Annotated in this window: 18 protein-coding genes; 14 read left to right on the forward strand and 4 right to left on the reverse strand. The window is 63.8% G+C overall.

Annotated elements, in window-relative coordinates; genetic code table 11:
- Positions 1–15: 15 nt before the first annotated feature.
- Entirely contained in the window at positions 16–249 is a 234-nt protein-coding gene (locus tag ABIA96_RS13810) for a hypothetical protein (protein WP_354137590.1), read from the reverse strand.
- Here ABIA96_RS13810 and ABIA96_RS13815 point away from each other — a divergent pair.
- From ABIA96_RS13815 to ABIA96_RS13825, 3 genes are read left to right on the forward strand one after another with little or no spacing between them, the layout of a single operon-like run.
- The gene (locus ABIA96_RS13815) at positions 248–1,414 is read left to right on the forward strand and encodes a COG1470 family protein (protein WP_354137591.1); all 1,167 of its coding nucleotides are present in this window, start codon (positions 248–250) and stop codon (positions 1,412–1,414) included. The genes ABIA96_RS13810 and ABIA96_RS13815 overlap by 2 nt on opposite strands.
- The gene (locus tag ABIA96_RS13820; protein WP_354137592.1) at positions 1,411–2,397 is read left to right on the forward strand and encodes an ABC transporter ATP-binding protein; all 987 of its coding nucleotides are present in this window, start codon (positions 1,411–1,413) and stop codon (positions 2,395–2,397) included. The genes ABIA96_RS13815 and ABIA96_RS13820 overlap by 4 nt, the downstream gene beginning before the upstream one ends.
- Complete coding sequence (locus tag ABIA96_RS13825) at positions 2,387–3,349, forward strand: ABC transporter permease (protein WP_354137593.1); 963 nt, start codon at positions 2,387–2,389, stop codon at positions 3,347–3,349. The genes ABIA96_RS13820 and ABIA96_RS13825 overlap by 11 nt, the downstream gene beginning before the upstream one ends.
- A gap of 88 nt (positions 3,350–3,437) precedes the next feature.
- Here the strand turns inward: ABIA96_RS13825 and ABIA96_RS13830 are convergent, their stop codons facing one another.
- Together ABIA96_RS13830 and ABIA96_RS13835 are read right to left on the reverse strand one after the other, a co-directional pair.
- The gene (locus tag ABIA96_RS13830; RefSeq protein ID WP_354137594.1) at positions 3,438–4,997 is read right to left on the reverse strand and encodes an ABC transporter permease/substrate-binding protein; all 1,560 of its coding nucleotides are present in this window, start codon (positions 4,995–4,997) and stop codon (positions 3,438–3,440) included.
- Positions 4,994–5,776 (reverse strand): ATP-binding cassette domain-containing protein, encoded by a 783-nt coding sequence (locus ABIA96_RS13835; protein WP_354137595.1) that lies wholly within the window; start codon positions 5,774–5,776, stop codon positions 4,994–4,996. Before ABIA96_RS13835 ends, ABIA96_RS13830 begins: the two co-directional genes overlap by 4 nt.
- A 132-nt stretch (positions 5,777–5,908) precedes the next feature.
- Here ABIA96_RS13835 and ABIA96_RS13840 point away from each other — a divergent pair, with 132 nt between their 5' ends.
- From ABIA96_RS13840 to ABIA96_RS13850, 3 genes are all read left to right on the forward strand, one after another.
- Positions 5,909–6,727 carry an ABC transporter ATP-binding protein gene (locus ABIA96_RS13840; protein WP_354137596.1) on the forward strand — a complete coding sequence of 273 codons (819 nt, stop codon included), beginning with the start codon at positions 5,909–5,911 and terminating at the stop codon, positions 6,725–6,727.
- Complete coding sequence (locus tag ABIA96_RS13845; RefSeq protein ID WP_354137597.1) at positions 6,727–7,515, forward strand: ABC transporter permease; 789 nt, start codon at positions 6,727–6,729, stop codon at positions 7,513–7,515. The genes ABIA96_RS13840 and ABIA96_RS13845 overlap by 1 nt, the downstream gene beginning before the upstream one ends.
- 162 nt (positions 7,516–7,677) lie before the next feature.
- On the forward strand, positions 7,678–8,205 hold the full coding sequence (locus tag ABIA96_RS13850) for a hypothetical protein (protein ID WP_354137598.1): 528 nt from the start codon (positions 7,678–7,680) through the stop codon (positions 8,203–8,205).
- A gap of 9 nt (positions 8,206–8,214) precedes the next feature.
- On the opposite strand, the gene ABIA96_RS13855 is transcribed toward ABIA96_RS13850, so the two are convergent.
- Positions 8,215–8,664 (reverse strand): cupin domain-containing protein, encoded by a 450-nt coding sequence (locus ABIA96_RS13855; protein WP_354137599.1) that lies wholly within the window; start codon positions 8,662–8,664, stop codon positions 8,215–8,217.
- 139 nt (positions 8,665–8,803) lie between these two features.
- On the opposite strand from ABIA96_RS13855, the gene ABIA96_RS13860 reads away from it, so the two are divergent.
- From ABIA96_RS13860 to ABIA96_RS13895, 8 genes are all read left to right on the forward strand, one after another.
- A complete protein-coding gene (locus tag ABIA96_RS13860; RefSeq protein ID WP_354137600.1) occupies positions 8,804–9,829 on the forward strand; it encodes an ABC transporter substrate-binding protein in 1,026 nt (341 codons plus the stop codon).
- Positions 9,830–9,858: 29 nt separating this feature from the next.
- Complete coding sequence (locus ABIA96_RS13865; protein WP_354137601.1) at positions 9,859–10,563, forward strand: NUDIX hydrolase; 705 nt, start codon at positions 9,859–9,861, stop codon at positions 10,561–10,563.
- Positions 10,564–10,656: 93 nt separating this feature from the next.
- Positions 10,657–10,905: a hypothetical protein gene (locus tag ABIA96_RS13870; protein ID WP_354137602.1), complete on the forward strand. Its 249-nt coding sequence runs from the start codon at positions 10,657–10,659 to the stop codon at positions 10,903–10,905.
- A 16-nt stretch (positions 10,906–10,921) separates the two neighbouring features.
- Positions 10,922–11,692 carry an ABC transporter ATP-binding protein gene (locus tag ABIA96_RS13875; RefSeq protein WP_354137603.1) on the forward strand — a complete coding sequence of 257 codons (771 nt, stop codon included), beginning with the start codon at positions 10,922–10,924 and terminating at the stop codon, positions 11,690–11,692.
- On the forward strand, positions 11,692–12,396 hold the full coding sequence (locus tag ABIA96_RS13880) for an ABC transporter ATP-binding protein (RefSeq protein WP_354137604.1): 705 nt from the start codon (positions 11,692–11,694) through the stop codon (positions 12,394–12,396). Before ABIA96_RS13875 ends, ABIA96_RS13880 begins: the two co-directional genes overlap by 1 nt.
- A 7-nt stretch (positions 12,397–12,403) precedes the next feature.
- A complete protein-coding gene (locus ABIA96_RS13885) occupies positions 12,404–13,285 on the forward strand; it encodes a branched-chain amino acid ABC transporter permease (RefSeq protein WP_354137605.1) in 882 nt (293 codons plus the stop codon).
- Positions 13,282–14,301 carry a branched-chain amino acid ABC transporter permease gene (locus tag ABIA96_RS13890; RefSeq protein WP_354137606.1) on the forward strand — a complete coding sequence of 340 codons (1,020 nt, stop codon included), beginning with the start codon at positions 13,282–13,284 and terminating at the stop codon, positions 14,299–14,301. The genes ABIA96_RS13885 and ABIA96_RS13890 overlap by 4 nt, the downstream gene beginning before the upstream one ends.
- A complete protein-coding gene (locus ABIA96_RS13895; RefSeq protein WP_354137607.1) occupies positions 14,261–15,184 on the forward strand; it encodes a polyphosphate kinase 2 family protein in 924 nt (307 codons plus the stop codon). Before ABIA96_RS13890 ends, ABIA96_RS13895 begins: the two co-directional genes overlap by 41 nt.
- The last annotated feature ends 667 nt before the right edge of the window (positions 15,185–15,851 follow it).

A 15,851-nucleotide genomic window follows, 5' to 3' on the forward strand; every position in this document is an offset into this window, starting at 1 on the left:
CGTCTTTCGCATTCGTCATTCGGATAGGCGAAGATATATCGTATTACGATATATTAATCTTCCGAGCCCGAGCGCGATTTTCCAACTAAAGTCTGAGCCGAAAACACCTGAAATCACCGACTTGTAATTGGCGCGGCGCCTCGCTTCCCAAACTTTGTCACGATTGCTCTCATCATCAGACACGCCGCCGCTCTCTTTTGGCGCGTTGCCCATCCCGGGTTCAACTTTCCTTGCAGGAGTATCGTCCATGCGAGCGCTTGACGCTGCGCGTCTTGCATTTGCCCTCATGCTGCTTGGCCCCACTGTTCATGCCGCCGAACCGGCGCATGATATCAAGGGCCTCTATCTCATGACCGATTACCCGGCCGTCACGGTGCGGCCTGGGACCACGACCAACGTTTCGCTGCGGCTTCAGGATTATGGTCTCGCGCCGGAGCGCTACGGACTTTCGGTCGCCGGCGTGCCGAGCGGCTGGGCCGCAACGCTGCTCGGCGGCGGCCAGCCGGTCGGCGCGGCGATGCCGGCGCCCGATGGCAGCGTCGCTCTCCAGCTCAGGCTCGACGTTCCGGCCGGCAGCGATCTCAGCGCGCACACGCTCACGGTCAGGGCCGAAGGGCAGGGCACGACCGCCGAGCTTCCGATCGTGGTGTCGCTCGCCAAGGAGCTGCCGGCAAAGCTGACCGTGAAGTCTAGCCTGCCGTCGCTGCGCGGCAGCCCGAAATCGAACTTCGACTACACGCTCTCGATCAAGAACGATTCCGGCCGCAACCTCGTCACCAGTTTCGCCGCGGAAGCGCCGGCGAATTTCGAGACGTCGTTCACCGAAGCCTATGGCACCCAGGAGCTGTCCTCGATCCCGATCGATGCCGGCCAATCCAAGGACATCAAGCTGAAGGTGCGTCCTCCCAGTACCGTCGACGCCGGCCACTTCCCGGTGAAAGTGACGGTGAAGGCGGAGGACGCCTCGGCGTCGACCGAACTCGCGCTGGATGTGGTCGGCGAGCCGCAGCTCCAGATCTCCGGACGCGACGGGCTCTTGAGTGCGCGTGCGGTCGCCGGAAAGCAAAGCTCGATCCCCGTCGTCGTAACCAACACCGGCACCGCACCGGCCGAGAACATCGCACTGGCCGGCACCGCGCCGAACGGATGGAAGGTGACTTTCGAGCCGGCGACGATCGACCGGCTCGTGCCCGGCAAGGACAGCGAGGTGCAGGCACTGCTCACGCCCAGCGAAAAGTCGCTGGCGGGCGATTACCAGACCACCATCCGCGCCACCTCGAAGGGCGAAAACGCCTCGGGCCAGTTCCGCATCACGGTCGGCACCTCGACGGTCTGGGGCGTGGCGGGCGCCGGTGTTATCGGTGTCGCGCTGTTGTTGATGCTGGGCGCAGTCGCGAGGTTTGGCAGGCGATGAGTGAACAACAGACCGAGACCAAGAGTCCACCGCGCGTTCCCGTCATCCGCGCGCGCGGCCTGACGAGGCGATACGGCAGCGCCGCGGTAGTGAACGGTATCGACCTCGATATCGTCCGTGGAGAGGTGTTCGGCCTGCTCGGGCCGAACGGTGCGGGCAAGACCACGACCATCCTGATGATGCTCGGCCTGACCGAGATCTCGTCGGGCGAGATCGGCGTGCTTGGCTTCAACCCGGCGCGCGCGCCCCTCGAGGTCAAGCGCCGCGTCGGGTACCTGCCAGACGCCGTCGGCTTCTATGACCAGCTCACGGCCACGGAGAACCTCGCCTACACTGCCAAGCTGATGGGCCTCACGCGTGCCGAGCGCGCCCGCCGGATCGAGCAGGCGCTCTCGCGCGTCGGTCTGGCGGACGTCGCCTTGAGGCGGGTCGCGACCTTCTCGCGCGGCATGCGGCAGCGGCTGGGTCTGGCCGAGATCATCATGAAGCGTGCCGAGATCGCGATCTTGGACGAGCCGACCTCGGGTCTCGATCCGCAGGCCACCCAGGAATTCCTCGGGCTGATCGGGGAATTGAAGGCGGAAGGCATCACGGTGCTGCTGTCGTCCCACCTGCTCGACCAGGTGCAACGCATCTGCGATCGTGTCGCGCTGTTCAAGGCCGGCCACATCGTCCTGATGGGCGCGGTGCCGGAGCTTGCGGTGAAGGTGCTCGGCGCGGGCTTCGTCGTGGAAGTCGAGGCCGAGGGCCCCGGCATCGCCCGGCGGCTCGCGATGATCCCTGGGGTCACCCGGGTCGATACACTCGCCGTCGACCGCTTCCGCATGACCGCGGAGCGCGATGTGCGGCCCGATGCGGCGCGCGCCGTCGTCGCGGTCGACGGGGCTTTGCGCAAATTGTCGGTCGACGAGCCAAGCCTGGAGGCGATCTACGCGCGCTATTTCCAGGCCGAGCCCACGGGAGATGTGCGTCATGCGGCGTGAGGGATCACCGTTCCAGGGCCTGTCCACCGTGTTCGTCAAGGAGCTTGCCGATCACGTCTCCAGCATCCGCATGCTGATGCTGGAGCTGTTGGTCGTCTTCACGGCGCTGGCCGCGCTGTATGAAGCGATCAACAGCCTGCGGCAGAACACGGCCGAAGACCCGTTCCTGCTGCTGCGGCTCTTCACCATCGACCAGGCGCCGCTGCCGTCCTTTGTCGCCGTTCTCGGATTCCTCATTCCGCTGATGGCGATCGGGCTCGGCTTCGACGCCGTCAACAGCGAGCACAACCGGCGGACGCTGTCGCGGATCCTGGCGCAGCCGATCTACCGCGACGCGCTGCTGATGGGGAAGTTCCTTGCGGCGCTCGCCACCATCGGCATCAGCCTCGCCGCATTGTGGCTGCTCGTGATCGGCCTCGGCCTGATCTTCCTGGGCGTGCCGCCCGGCGGAGAAGAGATCGCACGCTCATTGGTGTTTTTGGTCGTGGCGATCTTTTATGCCGGCGTCTGGCTGTCGCTCGCGATGCTGCTCTCGATCGTGTTCCGCTCGCCCGCGACCGCGGCGCTGGTCTCGCTCAGCATCTGGCTGTTCCTGGCCGTGCTCTGGCCGATGCTGGCTCCGGCCGTGGCGGAGGCGATCGCGCCGGTAGATCCACGCTACGCGTTGCTGGGCCTGAACGACCCGGCGACTGCGGTCTGGACCCAGGAGCTGCTCCGGCTGTCGCCAAACGATCTTTTCGGCGAAGCCATGCTCGCGGTGCTGTCGCCGACCACCCGCGCGCTCGGGCCGGTTTTTCTCGATCAGCTCCGCGGCGCCGTGATGGGCGCACCGCTGCCCTTTGGCGAAAGCATCATGATCGCCTGGCCGCAAACCGTCGGCCTCGTCGCCGGCACCATCGTGTTGTTCGCGTTCGGCTATGTGCTGTTCCAGCGCCAGGAGGTGAGGGCGTGATCTAATTGCGCGTTGCCCTCTCGTCCTCCAGAGAAGGGCAGGAGGGGGTGGCCGAAATCCCCCATCGCGGCCACCCCCTCAACTCCATCTACGGTCGTCCAATCTTGCTCCACAGCCACTTTGCGACCGCATCGGGCGAGGAATTCGCGTCGTTGCCGCTGGCGCGCAAATTGGCCTCGCGCATGGTGGTGATGTCGATCTTGCCGAGCAGCGGCTTGAGCGCTGCCTTGAGCCGCTCGTCGCCGGCGCGCTTCGGCGCCAGCAGCAGGATGGCATCATAGGGGGGGATCGCGTGGTTGGGATCGTCGAGCGCGACGAGATCGTATTTCGCGATCAGGCCATCGCTGGTGTAGCCGGCGATCACGTCGACCTCGCCGCTGGCGACGGCGGCGTACATGAAATCCGGCTGCATCTGGCGCTGGGCGCTGAACTGAAGACCATAGGCTTTCCGCAGCGCCGCCCATTCCGGCCGCGAGAAGAATTCGTAATCGCCGGCAATCGACATCGCCGATGCGTGCGCGGCGAGATCGGTGATGCTGTGGATGCCAAGCGCCTCGGCGCGCTTCCTCGGCATCACCAGGGCATAGGCATTCTCGAAGCCGAGCTCGCCAAGCAGGGTGATGTTGTCCTTCGCGAGCGCAGTCTTCAGATCTGCCAGCAGCTCCGCGCGCGGCTTGATGTCGGTACGGTGCAGCTGATTGGCCCAGAGCGTGCCGGAATAATCGACATAGAGATCGATGTCGCCCGCCTTCAGCGCCTCGAAGATCACGCTCGAGCCGAGACCCGATCGCGACGTGGCGGAGAGGTCGGCCGCCTGGAGGCGATCTCTAAGCAGAGCCGACAGCACATATTGCTCGGCAAAGGTTTTTGCGCCGACCACATAGCCGGACGACGAACGTCCCATCGTCGGCACCAGCGTCGCGGCAACCAGCGCCGCAATCCCGATCGCGCCGAGCCCGGCGCGCAGGCGGCTGCGCTGGCGCAGCCCGCTCTCGATGAGGCCGAGCAGCTGATCGACGGCGAGCGCGAGCAGCGCAGACGCGAAACAGCCGAACAGCACGAACACCCAATTCTGGGTCTGAAGCCCTGCAAAAATGTAGTTGCCGAGGCTGGTCTGCCCGATCGGCGTCGACAGCGTCGCGGTGCCGATCACCCACACCGCGGCGGTGCGGATGCCGGCCATCATCACCGGCAGCGCCAGCGGCAGCTCGACCATGACGAGCGACTGCCGCGCAGTCATGCCGACGCCCTTGGCGGCTTCGATCAGCGCGGGGTCGATGCCGTTGAGGCCGGTGATGCCGTTGCGCAGGACCGGCAGCATCGAATAGAGCGCCAGCGCCAGCATCGCCGGCAGGAAGCCGAATGCGGAGAAGGAGACGCCGAACCATTTTAGCGTCACGGACGCCGCGAGCAGCAGCAGCGGATAGAACAGCGCGAGCAGCGCCAGTCCCGGCACGGTCTGCACGATGCTGGCGAGCGCGAGCAGGATGGCGCGCGGCGCCGGGCGATTGCGCGTGAGGATTGCGAGCGGCATGCTGATAATCAGGCCAAGCGCAAGCGCGGCGAGGCTCACCCGCACATGATTGCCGAGATAGTCCGGCAAATGCGACAGGGCCTCGCCCCAGCGCGGATCATTGAGGAAGCTCATGCCGCACCGCTCTGCGGCAGCCGCGCGTTGAGCCGTTCGACCTGGCGCCGCGGGGTGCGCAGCAGCTCCAGCACGTAAGTGTCGCTGCTCGCTGACAGCTCCGCCGGCGTGCCTTGCGCGAGCAGCTTGCCGCCGCGCATCACCGCGATGCGGTCGGCGAGCAAGATCGCCTCCGTCATGTCGTGCGTGATCATCACGGTGGTCAGGCCGAGCTTGCGGTGCAGCTCACGAAAATCCTCGCCAAGCGCATCGCGGGTGAGGGGATCGAGCGCGCCGAATGGCTCGTCCATCAGTACGATGCGGGGCTTTGCGGCCAGCGCGCGCGCCACGCCGACGCGCTGGCGCTGCCCACCTGAGAGTGCCTCCGGCAGCCGGTCGCGATGGGAAGCGCGGTCGAGCTGCACGAGCGCGATCAGCTCGTCGACGCGGGCAGCGATCTCGGCTGTCGGCGCGCCGAGCAACCTTGGTGTGATCCCGATATTGTCGGCGACGCTCAAATGTGGGAACAGCCCGCCGCTCTGGAAGACGTAGCCGATCCGGCGCCGCAGCGCGACCGGATCGACGTTCTGGACGTCCTCGCCCTCGACCGTGATGGTGCCGCCATCGGCTTCGATCAGCCGGTTGGCGAGCCGCAGCAGCGTCGTTTTTCCCGAGCCCGAGCCGCCGACGATGGCCAGAAACTCGCCCTCGGCGATGTCGAGCGTCACGTCGTCGACGGCCTTGAGAAGACCGAAGCTCTTGGTGACGTGTGTATAGCCAATCATCGGCATGGACGGCATCAGACGTGCACTCAGCTCGCTTGCCCTCCAGGGGAGGGGGGTGGTCGAGACCTATGCGTAGCACGCCTGCGCGGTTGATTGAACTTGGCCGCGCGAGAGGCTAAGGCATCGGTCAGGGTTCGGAGGAAACATATGACAACGCCCACGGCAGTGGCGCTGGAAGATGCCAAGGTTGCGTTCCGGCTGGGGGACGGGCGGGTCTACACGGCGGTGGAGAAGGCCCATCTCGCGGTCGCGCAGGGCGAGTTCGTCGCCATTGTCGGGCCGACCGGCTGCGGGAAATCCACGCTGCTCAACGTCGCCGCCGGCCTGCTGAAGCCAGCGGCCGGCAGCGTCAAGATTTTTGATCGGCCGCTCGCCGGGCTTAACCGGGATGCCGGCTATCTGTTCCAGGCCGATGCGCTATTCCCCTGGAAGACGGCGCTCGACAATGTCGCGATCGGGCTCGAGGTCAAGGGTACGCCGCGCAGCGAGGCGCTACCGCAGGCGCAGAAATGGCTCACCTCCGTTGGCCTCGGCGCCTTTGCGAACCGGTATCCGCACATGCTCTCCGGCGGCCAGCGCAAGCGTGTGGCGCTGGCGCAGGTGCTGATTCGTGATCCAAAGATATTGCTGATGGACGAGCCGTTCGGGCCGCTCGACGCGCAGACGCGCCAGGTGATGGGCAATCTCCTGCTCGATCTCTGGAACGCTGACCGCAAGGCCGTGCTGTTCGTGACCCATGATCTCGAAGAGGCCATCGCGCTCGCCGACCGCGTCGTGATCATGTCGGCCGGGCCATCCTCGCGCATCATCGGCGACTGGCGGGTGACGCTGTCGCGCCCGCGCGACATTTTCGAGGTGCGGATGGACAAGGAGTTCCATGGGCTTCACCGCGAGATCTGGAGCGTGCTCAAGGACGAGGTGATGAAGGGCTACGCGCAGTCCACCCATGCGGCGGAGGCGGTCTGATGTCGCGCGTCACGCTGCTCGCCTTGCAAGTCCTGGTCGCGATCGTCTGCATCGTGCTTTGGCAGTTCTTTTCGAGCGTTCCTGTGTTTGGAAAAATTCTGCTGCCACCGTTCTTTTTCTCCAACCCCATCGATGTGCTTAGCCAGATCGTGAAGTGGTTTGCCTCCGGGGTAATCTGGAAGCATCTCGCGATCACGCTCTGGGAATCGATCCTCGCCTTCGTGATCGGCTCGCTCAGCGGCGTCCTGGTCGGCTTCTGGTTTGCTCGGCAGCCGCTGGTTGCCGCGGTATTCGATCCCTACGTCAAGATGGCCAACGCGTTGCCGCGCGTGGTCCTGGCGCCGATCTTCGCGCTGTGGCTGGGGCTTGGCATCTGGTCCAAGGTCGCGCTCGGCGTGACGCTGGTGTTCTTCATCGTGTTCTTCAACGTCTACCAGGGCGTCAAGGAGGTCAGCCGCACCGTGCTCGACAATGGCCGCATGCTCGGCATGAGCGAAGGGCAGCTGATGCGGCACGTCTATTGGCCGTCGGCGCTGTCGTGGATGTTCTCCTCGCTGCACACCTCGGTCGGTTTCGCCGTGGTCGGCGCCGTCGTCGGCGAATATCTGGGATCGGCGGCAGGGCTCGGCTATCTGATCCAGCAGGCGGAAGGTGTGTTCGACGTCGCCGGCGTGTTCGCCGGCATGTTCGTGCTGTCGGCCTTCGTCATCCTGATTGATTTCGGGGTGACGCTGGTGGAGCGACGGCTGCTGGTGTGGCGGCCGACTACGTCGGATGGACGCGGTTGAGCGTGCAGCCGCTTAAGACCGAGCGGCCCGGCATCTTCGCGGTAGATTTCTACCATCTTCGATTCGGCCAATGGCGGGCCAATGCCTCCGCGGGTAGATTTGGTCACTGGACCTGGACGGGTCCTGCTGCCTTCACCTGAGGGGATCAAACGGAGGAATGCTATGCCGGTCCCTTCTAAGCTCGAGCGCAGTCTCCTCAGCCACGAAGAGTATGAGACGATCCGCCTTACGCACCATCCCGCCATTTATGACGTCGAAGTGGCTGAACTCGAAGCCATGCGTCCCCGCTTGCGCAAGATGCGCGATAAGGAACGCACGCTCGGCCGACAACGGCGACGAGAAGGGCGCGGTAAGGCCGAGGCGCGCGGAGCAAGCTTTCCAGGAACCGTCGAGCGTACATCAGAGCGCAAGCAAGTCTTCGCCGCGGCGCTGAAGCGGCTGAACAAGGAGCTCGGCCGTCTTCACAATCTGGCAGCCCGCACCGCGCATGTCGAAGCGGCTCGAAAGGCGCTTGCACTGCATCGAACCGCGAACTTCACGACCTATCCTCCTGCCGGAGCTACCGCGAACGACGGCATGGTCCCGAACGCGAGCAGACGTCGAAGAAAGATCGTCACCGGCGCAAAGATCGGACGAGTGTCGCAAGCGACGAAAGTCGCGCAGGCGATGCGCGACTCGCGAGGCATGTGAACTCAACGCTCAGTCTAAGAGCTTGACGTCGTCGGGCGCCTGTGGCGGCGTCTTGATCGCGATCGCCTTGACCTGTCCGCTGATCGGCTTGGTGCCACCATGCGGCGTGCCCTTCGGAATGATGACGAGGTCGCCCGGTTTCACCGTCACTTCCTTGTCGCCGAGCCAGATGGTTCCGGTGCCGTCCAGGATGTACTGGATCTCGTTGGTGTTGGGATGCAGATGCTTCGGCACATTGCCGACCTGGATCGACACGGTCGAGCCATCAGCGGTCACGAATGTCTTGGAGCGGTAGCCGACCTTGTTGGCGGGGCCGAGCGCATCGCCTTCCATCTCGCCGGTATGGATGATCTGAGGGGTAATGCTTTCGGCGGCGAGCGCCGGCCGGAGCAAGTGGGTCGCGCCGCATCCGGCGACAAAGGCGGCGGTGATCGACAGCGTGGCTGTAAAGCGATTCATGGATGATCCTCCCCATCGATGATTGTTGTCGTGTGCGCATGCTATTGCGACGAAATGCCAATGACCAGTGCCACTTAAGCGGTGCTTCTCAAGCCTGTCCCGCTGCTCTATGGTGCCGCCAGCCGAACGGAGGAAACCAATGAAGAACACGATTGCCAGGCTCGCCGGCGCGCTGCTCGCGCTGACGCTCACCACCGGTCTTGCCGCAGCGCAAAGCAAGGTGACCATCGCGGTCGGTGGCGGCGCCTGCCTATGCTATTTGCCGACGGTGCTGGCCAAGCAGCTCGGCGAGTACGAAAAGGCCGGCCTCAATGTCGACCTGGTCGACCTCAAGGGCGGCTCGGACGCGCTCAAGGCCGTGCTCGGCGGCAGCGCCGACGTGGTGTCCGGCTATTTCGACCATTGCGTCAACCTGGCGGCCAAGAAGCAGGAGCTTCAGGCCTTCGTGGTCTACGACCGCTACCCCGGCCTCGTGCTGGTGGTCGCACCCTCGCATACGGGGGACATCAAGTCGGTCAAGGATCTCGCCGGCAAGAAGGTGGGTGTCAGCGCGCCCGGCTCTTCCACGGATTTCTTCCTGAAGTATCTGCTGAAGAAGAACGGGCTCGATCCGGCTGGCACCGCCGTGATCGGTGTCGGCCTTGGAGCCACGGCGGTGGCTGCGATGGAGCAGGGGCAGATCGACGCCGCGGTGATGCTCGATCCCGCTGTCACTGTGCTTCAGGGCAGCCACAAGGATTTGCGCATCCTCAGCGACACCCGCACCCAGAAGGATACGCTCGAGACGTTCGGCGGCGAATATCCGGGCGGCGCGCTGTACTCGACCGTGGCCTGGGTCAATGGACACGAAAAGGAAACCCAGGCGCTTACCAACGCAATGCTCGCCACGATCGCCTGGATCCATTCGCATTCGCCCGAGGAGATCATGGCGAAAATGCCCGAGGAGATGGTCGGCAAGAACAAGGACCTGTATCTCGCCGCGTTGAAGAACACGATCCCGATGTTCTCCGAGACCGGCAAGATGGATCCCAAAGGTGCGGACGCCGTGCTCGCGGTGTTCAGCGTCGGTTCGCCCGATGTGGCCAACGCCAAGATCGACGTCAGCAAGACCTTTACCAACAAGTATGTCGACCAGGCCAAGAAGACCACGGGGAGCGCCAAATAACTGACGCGAAGTCTTGGTAAGCAGGCGTCATGACGTCACCGACCATTCATCGCGTTACGACGCTTGACCTTGCCGTGCGCCCCGTCGTCTGGCCGTTCGCCGAGGAGCGGCGCGCCGAGATCGAGGCGCATTTCGCCGAGCAACAGCGCGCGAGGCCAAAGATCTGGAACGGCCGGGTGCTGCTCGGGCGCGATGCCGTCTTCACCGACGGTCGTCTCGCTGCGACCTATTTCGAGACGGATTTCGCGAGCTTCCTGGCATGGCGCGACTGGGGCTTTCCCGATAAGGCCGTGTTCAACGGGTTCGGCATGGGGGCGCTGCGCACCTCCGATGGCGCCTTCGTGATGGGCGAAATGGCACATCACACCGCCAATGCCGGACGCATCTATTTCGCATCGGGTACGCCCGATCTCGACGATGTCAGGGGCGGTACGCTGGACATTCCCGGCAGCGTCGTCCGCGAACTCGAGGAAGAGACCGGCCTGCTGCCCGCCGATTATTCGGCGGAGGCGGACTGGCACTGTGTCGTCTCCGGCAGCGCACTCGCAATGATACAGATCCTCAACCTGGACATGCCGGGTGAGGCGGCTCGCGCGCGGATCGAAGCCAATCTGGCTCGCCAGGACGAGCCGGAGCTTTCGGCCATCCATCTCGTGCGCGGAATGGATGATCTCATGCCGGCCATGCCGCGATTTGTCACGGCCTTCATCGCGCAGCAGTTCGCCTCGCGCTGATGCGCGAGGCTTGACATCGCGCGGCCGAGCCCATGTGATGGGCGGAAAAGCAAAATCAAAAATTGCAATGCACAATCGTCCAGGGAGGTTTAGATGCGCCTGCGCATGGCTGCTCGCTTGGTCCGTGGGGTGTTGATCGCGATTGCAGCGACGGGCTTGACCGTTTCGGTCCAAGCCCAAGACAAGGCTCAAGACAAAGTTCAGGACAAGAGAATCAAGATCAACGTGATTCTCCACAAGTACGTCGTCGACGACAAATCCTCGGTGGTGTGGCCCAAGAGCCAGGCGCAGCGCGAAGCCGTGCTGTCGCTGCCGAAGGGCACCGCCTACAGCAACCAGTAGCGGCGGAGTGGGGGCGGTGCTGGAGGTCAACGGCTTGGTGAAGCGGTTTGGTGGCTTCACCGCCGTCAACAACGTTTCATTTAGAGTCGATCAGGGCGAGATCCTCGGCCTGATCGGTCCCAACGGCTCGGGCAAGAGCACGATCTTCAACATGCTCTCCGGCACGCTGGCGCCAAGCTCGGGATCGATCCTCTTCGACGGCTCCGAAATCGCAGGCCTCGCGCCGCACCGGATCATCAACCGCGGCATCGGCCGCACCTTCCAGATTCCGCGGCCGTTTCGCCGCCTCTCCATTTTCGAGAACGTCGCGCTTGCCGGCTTCTACGGCCAGGGCCGGCATAGTCGCGTCAAGGCCGAGGAGGCGGCGGAGCGGTCGCTCGCGATGGTGGGCTTGCCGACCGATCGCCACGCCAGCGTCGACGGCCTGGGTGCGGCCGGCTTGAAGAAGCTCGAACTCGCGAAAGCGCTCGCCACCGCACCAAAGTTGCTGCTTGCCGATGAGAGTCTCGGCGGTCTCGACGAGGCCGAGATGGATCAGGCCGCCGACATGCTTCGCAACATCCGCGACGAACTCGGTATCACCATCATCTGGGTCGAGCACATCATGGCTGTGCTGATGCGGGTCGTCGACCGCGTCATGGTGCTTGATCACGGCGAGAAGATCTCGCAGGGATTGCCGAGCGCAGTCGCCGGCGATCCGCGCGTCATCGAAGTCTATCTCGGCACCGATGCCGAGATAACTCAGGCTGCAGCGGCTGAAGCGCGCCGCCGCGCGGGAGGCCAATGATGCTGGAGCTTCGCGGCGTCAATGCCGGATATGGCACGTTCCAGGCGCTGTTCGATGTCAATCTCGACGTGATAGCCGGTGAGGCCGTGGGCGTCATCGGCCCGAACGGCGCCGGCAAGACCACGCTGATGCGCGTCATCTCCGGCCTGATCCATCCCTCGCGTGGCTCGATCAAGATGGAGGACGTCGACGTGCTGGCGACACCGCCGCACAAGATCGTCAGCCTCGGGATTGCGCATGTGCCGGAGAACCGGCGGCTGTTCCCACAGCTCTCGGTCGACGACAATCTGAAGATGGGCGCCTTCATGAAGGAGGCGCGCGCGCACTACGCGGAACGGCTGGAGGTCGTGTTCGACCTGTTTCCGCGGCTGAAGGAGCGGCGCCATCAGATGGCCGGTACCATGTCCGGCGGCGAGCAGCAAATGTGCGCGATCGGCCGCGCGCTGATGTCGAATCCAAAACTTCTGCTGCTCGACGAGCCGTCGGCGGGGCTGGCGCCGGTCGTGGTGCAGCAGGTGTTCGAGCTTGTGAAGCGGATCCGTGCCAGCGGGCTGACGGTGCTGATCGTCGAGCAGAACGTGCAGCAGGTGCTGCGGGTGGTCGATCGGGCCTATCTGATCGAGGCCGGCACGATTCGCGCTTCCGGCACTTCGGCCGAGATGCTGGCGAGCGACACGGTTAGGGAAGCGTATCTCGGGGTGTGAGGGGAATATGCAGGCGTTCCTGGACATTTTCGACATCTATCTGCTGGAGGCCGTCATCAACGGCATCCTGCTCGGTGGCGTGCTGGCACTGCTCGCGCTCGGGCTGAATCTGATCTTCGGCGTCATCGACGTGACCTGGATCTGCTACGCCGAGCTCGTCATGATCGGCATGTACGCCATGTACTTCCTGGTCCAGTATTACGGCGTCAGCTATTTCATTGCAGCGCCGCTGACCATCCTGCTGGTCGCGATCCTCGGCGCGCTGCTGCATTATCTCGTGATCGCGCCGCTGTTGACCGCGCCGCCGATCAACCAGCTGCTGGCGACCGGCGGCGTGCTGTTCGTGCTGCAGAGCTTTGCCACCGTCGCCTTCGGCGTTGACTTCCGCAACCTCGGTATCCGCCTTCCGGTGCTCGCCTTCGGCGACATGAATTTCAGCTACGCACGGCTTCTGTCGTTCCTGGCCGCGCTGGTCGGCATGGTCGCGGTCTATCTGTTCATGACCCGCACCTTCACCGGCACCGCGATCCGCGCCATCTCGCAGGACCGGCAGATCATGGCGCTGATGGGCGTCGACACCAAACGCATCTATCTCATCACATCCGCGATCGGCGGCGGGCTTGCCGGGCTCGCCGCTTGCCTCCTGGTGCTGCAATATGACGTGCATCCCTTTGTCGGCCTCTCCTTCGGGCCGATCACCTTCCTGATCTGCGTGCTCGGCGGCTTGGGCAATTTCATTGGCGGCTTCATCGCCGCGTTCGTGTTTGCCGAGATCATCTCGCTGGGCGGCCTGTTCTCCGATCTCGAATGGGGCTACGTGCTCGCCTTCGCCTTCTTCATCGTCATGATGTTCATCCGGCCCGCTGGCCTGCTCGCGAGGCGCCGATGACGGGGCAGGGACGGCTTGCAGTGTGGGGGATAGCATTGGCCGCGCTGGTCGCGCTGCCCTTCGTCTATCGCGATCCCTATCATCTGCACATTCTGGTGCTGATCCTGATCTGGTCGTTCGCCTATACATCGTGGTCGATGATGGGGCGGTTCGGCCTGGTCTCGCTGGGGCATGGCGGCTTCATGGGGATCGGCGCCTATGTCACCGCGCTGTTGTGGAACCATCTGGGCCTGTCGCCATGGATCGGCATTCCCGTCGGCATGGTCGCGGCCGGGGCGCTGGCGCTGATCGTCGGCTATCCCTGCTTTCGCTTCCGCATCACCGGGCATTATTTCGTGCTGGTGACGCTCGCGCTCTCCGGCATCGTGCTCCAAATCATCACGGCCACGCGCGACTATACCGGCGGCTCGCTCGGCTACACGCCGAACCGTGCCTCGGGCAACAAGCTCCTGGCGCTGCAGTTCGACGACAAGACCAACTGGTATCTGATCGCGCTTGCGGTCTGGCTCGGCGGCATCATCGTCTGGCATCTGGTCGATCGCAGCATGAGCCGCTACGCGCTCGAGGCGATCTCGGAGGACGAGGACGCAGCCGCCGCCGCTGGCGTCGACGTCACCGCGGAGAAACTGAAGATCACCTTGATCAGCGCTGTGATGACGGCGCTGGCGGGCGCCATCTATTGCCAGTACCAGATGTTCATCACGCCCGACACTGTCTCCGGCATCGCGGTGTCGCTCCAGATGGTTTTTGCGGCCATCGTCGGCGGCCTGTTCGTCTCGCTCGGTCCGACCGTCGGCGCCGTCATCACCATCCTGCTCGCGGAAACCCTGCGCATCGGCTTCGGCACCAGGGCGGTCGGCTGGGACAACCTCGTCTACGGGGTGCTGCTGGTGCTTTTCATCATATTCCTTCCGAAGGGCATCCTTGGTAGCCTGCTCGACCGATTGAAGCCGCAACGCAAGGTGCCCCGCGCTCATGAGCAAAAATCCGTCCAAATCGCTCGCCCAGGAACTTGACCGCTACATCACGCCATTCCGGCACGACGGGTCCGGCAAGTTCCACCTGAAGAGCTACAAGACCAACGCGAAGGGCGATCTGGACAAGGAGACGGCGCAGGAGATTCTCGACGCCAACAAGAAGCGGCTGGTCGCATTCCAGGAGAAGCTCTACGCCCAGGATCGCTGGTCGGTGCTGATCGTGTTCCAGGCCATGGACGCCGCCGGCAAGGACAGCGCGATCAAGGCGATCTTCGAGGGCATCAATCCGCAGGGCTGCGAGGTGTCCTCGTTCAAGGCGCCGAGCAGCAAGGAACTCGACCACGATTTCCTCTGGCGCCACGTGATCGCGCTGCCGGAGCGCGGTCATATCGGCATCTTCAACCGCTCCCATTACGAGGAATGCCTGGTGACGCGCGTGCACCCGGATATCCTCGCCAAGGAGAAGCTGCCGCAAAAACTCGTCACCAGGGATATCTGGAAGGAACGGTTCGAGGACATCGTCGCCTTCGAACGCTATCTCTCCCGCAACGGCACATTGGTGCTGAAGTTCTTTCTCCATCTCTCAAAGGAGGAGCAGCGCCAGCGCTTTCTCGACCGGCTGGAGGAGCCGGCCAAGCAGTGGAAGTTCTCGATGGACGACATCAAGGAGCGCGCTCTGTGGCCGCGCTACCAGGCGGTCTATCAGGACATCGTGCGCCATACCGCGACGCCCCATGCGCCCTGGTATGTCGTGCCTGCCGACCACAAATGGTTCGCCCGCGTGGTGATCGGCTCCGTCATCGTCGCGGAGCTGGAAAAACTGGACCTGCGCTTTCCCCGCGCCGACAAGGCTTCGCTGGCGGAGTTCGATAACGTGCGTAAGGCGCTGGAGGGGAAGGGGGACAAGAAGCGGAGAAATTGACGGCCGGCGAAACAGTCCGCGCGGCCACCGTCACCGGCAAAACTTGAAATCAACCCCATGCACAGTAGCCGGCGATAGCGGAATCAATGGCTTGCGGGCGATCGCGATGGATGTTCGGATTTTAGGAAATTTGCTTGACCCGTCGGGCAAAACAGGGGCATGATGTCACCATAGCGACAGTGCCCTCCAGTGCGTGCGGCCCTGTCAATAGCAGCCTGATCTCCGCTCTCGTAGGGTGGGCAAAGCGTAAGCGTGCCCACCAATCTTCATGACGAGAGAGGTGGTGGGCACGGCGCTTTGCGCCTTTGCCCACCCTACAAGTTCTGTACACGCCGTTAGTACCCTCGGCCCCACCAATAGCAGCAGCGTTCGACATTGGTGGGCATGCTCGCCTCGTAATTCGCCCATCTCGTACTTCGGCAGCTTCGATGCGATCAATCTGTTGCGGGAACGCCATGGAACGTAGCGTCAAATGTGATTGCGATGCCATTGATCCCGCTTGACAGTTTTATGTCACGGGAGGACCATGCCGATGGTCGCAAACAAGCGACGCGTAACGTCCACTTCATGAGCAAGGGGAGGTCTATGACACCACCTCCGCAGAGCCAGCCGCGTTAAGTGCGATGGAGCTCGTTCGGACTATCGCATAGCGGCAGAAACCGCGAAC

Origin of the sequence: Bradyrhizobium sp. LB11.1 (assembly GCF_040549385.1) — a bacterium.
Taxonomy (GTDB): domain Bacteria; phylum Pseudomonadota; class Alphaproteobacteria; order Rhizobiales; family Xanthobacteraceae; genus Bradyrhizobium.

Bases quoted from the DNA above. Each gene is read 5' to 3' on its own strand.
- ABIA96_RS13880 (WP_354137604.1), top strand. From the start codon at position 11,692: ATGCTGGAGCTTCGCGGCGTCAATGCCGGATATGGCACGTTCCAGGCG.
- ABIA96_RS13845 (WP_354137597.1), top strand. From the start codon at position 6,727: ATGTCGCGCGTCACGCTGCTCGCCTTGCAAGTCCTGGTCGCGATCGTC.
- ABIA96_RS13825 (WP_354137593.1), top strand. From the start codon at position 2,387: ATGCGGCGTGAGGGATCACCGTTCCAGGGCCTGTCCACCGTGTTCGTC.
- ABIA96_RS13820 (WP_354137592.1), top strand. From the start codon at position 1,411: ATGAGTGAACAACAGACCGAGACCAAGAGTCCACCGCGCGTTCCCGTC.
- ABIA96_RS13870 (WP_354137602.1), top strand. From the start codon at position 10,657: ATGCGCCTGCGCATGGCTGCTCGCTTGGTCCGTGGGGTGTTGATCGCG.
- ABIA96_RS13840 (WP_354137596.1), top strand. From the start codon at position 5,909: ATGACAACGCCCACGGCAGTGGCGCTGGAAGATGCCAAGGTTGCGTTC.
- ABIA96_RS13815 (WP_354137591.1), top strand. From the start codon at position 248: ATGCGAGCGCTTGACGCTGCGCGTCTTGCATTTGCCCTCATGCTGCTT.
- ABIA96_RS13890 (WP_354137606.1), top strand. From the start codon at position 13,282: ATGACGGGGCAGGGACGGCTTGCAGTGTGGGGGATAGCATTGGCCGCG.
- ABIA96_RS13885 (WP_354137605.1), top strand. From the start codon at position 12,404: ATGCAGGCGTTCCTGGACATTTTCGACATCTATCTGCTGGAGGCCGTC.
- ABIA96_RS13850 (WP_354137598.1), top strand. From the start codon at position 7,678: ATGCCGGTCCCTTCTAAGCTCGAGCGCAGTCTCCTCAGCCACGAAGAG.
- ABIA96_RS13895 (WP_354137607.1), top strand. From the start codon at position 14,261: ATGAGCAAAAATCCGTCCAAATCGCTCGCCCAGGAACTTGACCGCTAC.
- ABIA96_RS13865 (WP_354137601.1), top strand. From the start codon at position 9,859: ATGACGTCACCGACCATTCATCGCGTTACGACGCTTGACCTTGCCGTG.
- ABIA96_RS13855 (WP_354137599.1), bottom strand. From the start codon at position 8,664: ATGAATCGCTTTACAGCCACGCTGTCGATCACCGCCGCCTTTGTCGCC.
- ABIA96_RS13860 (WP_354137600.1), top strand. From the start codon at position 8,804: ATGAAGAACACGATTGCCAGGCTCGCCGGCGCGCTGCTCGCGCTGACG.
- ABIA96_RS13810 (WP_354137590.1), bottom strand. From the start codon at position 249: ATGGACGATACTCCTGCAAGGAAAGTTGAACCCGGGATGGGCAACGCG.
- ABIA96_RS13835 (WP_354137595.1), bottom strand. From the start codon at position 5,776: ATGCCGTCCATGCCGATGATTGGCTATACACACGTCACCAAGAGCTTC.
- ABIA96_RS13830 (WP_354137594.1), bottom strand. From the start codon at position 4,997: ATGAGCTTCCTCAATGATCCGCGCTGGGGCGAGGCCCTGTCGCATTTG.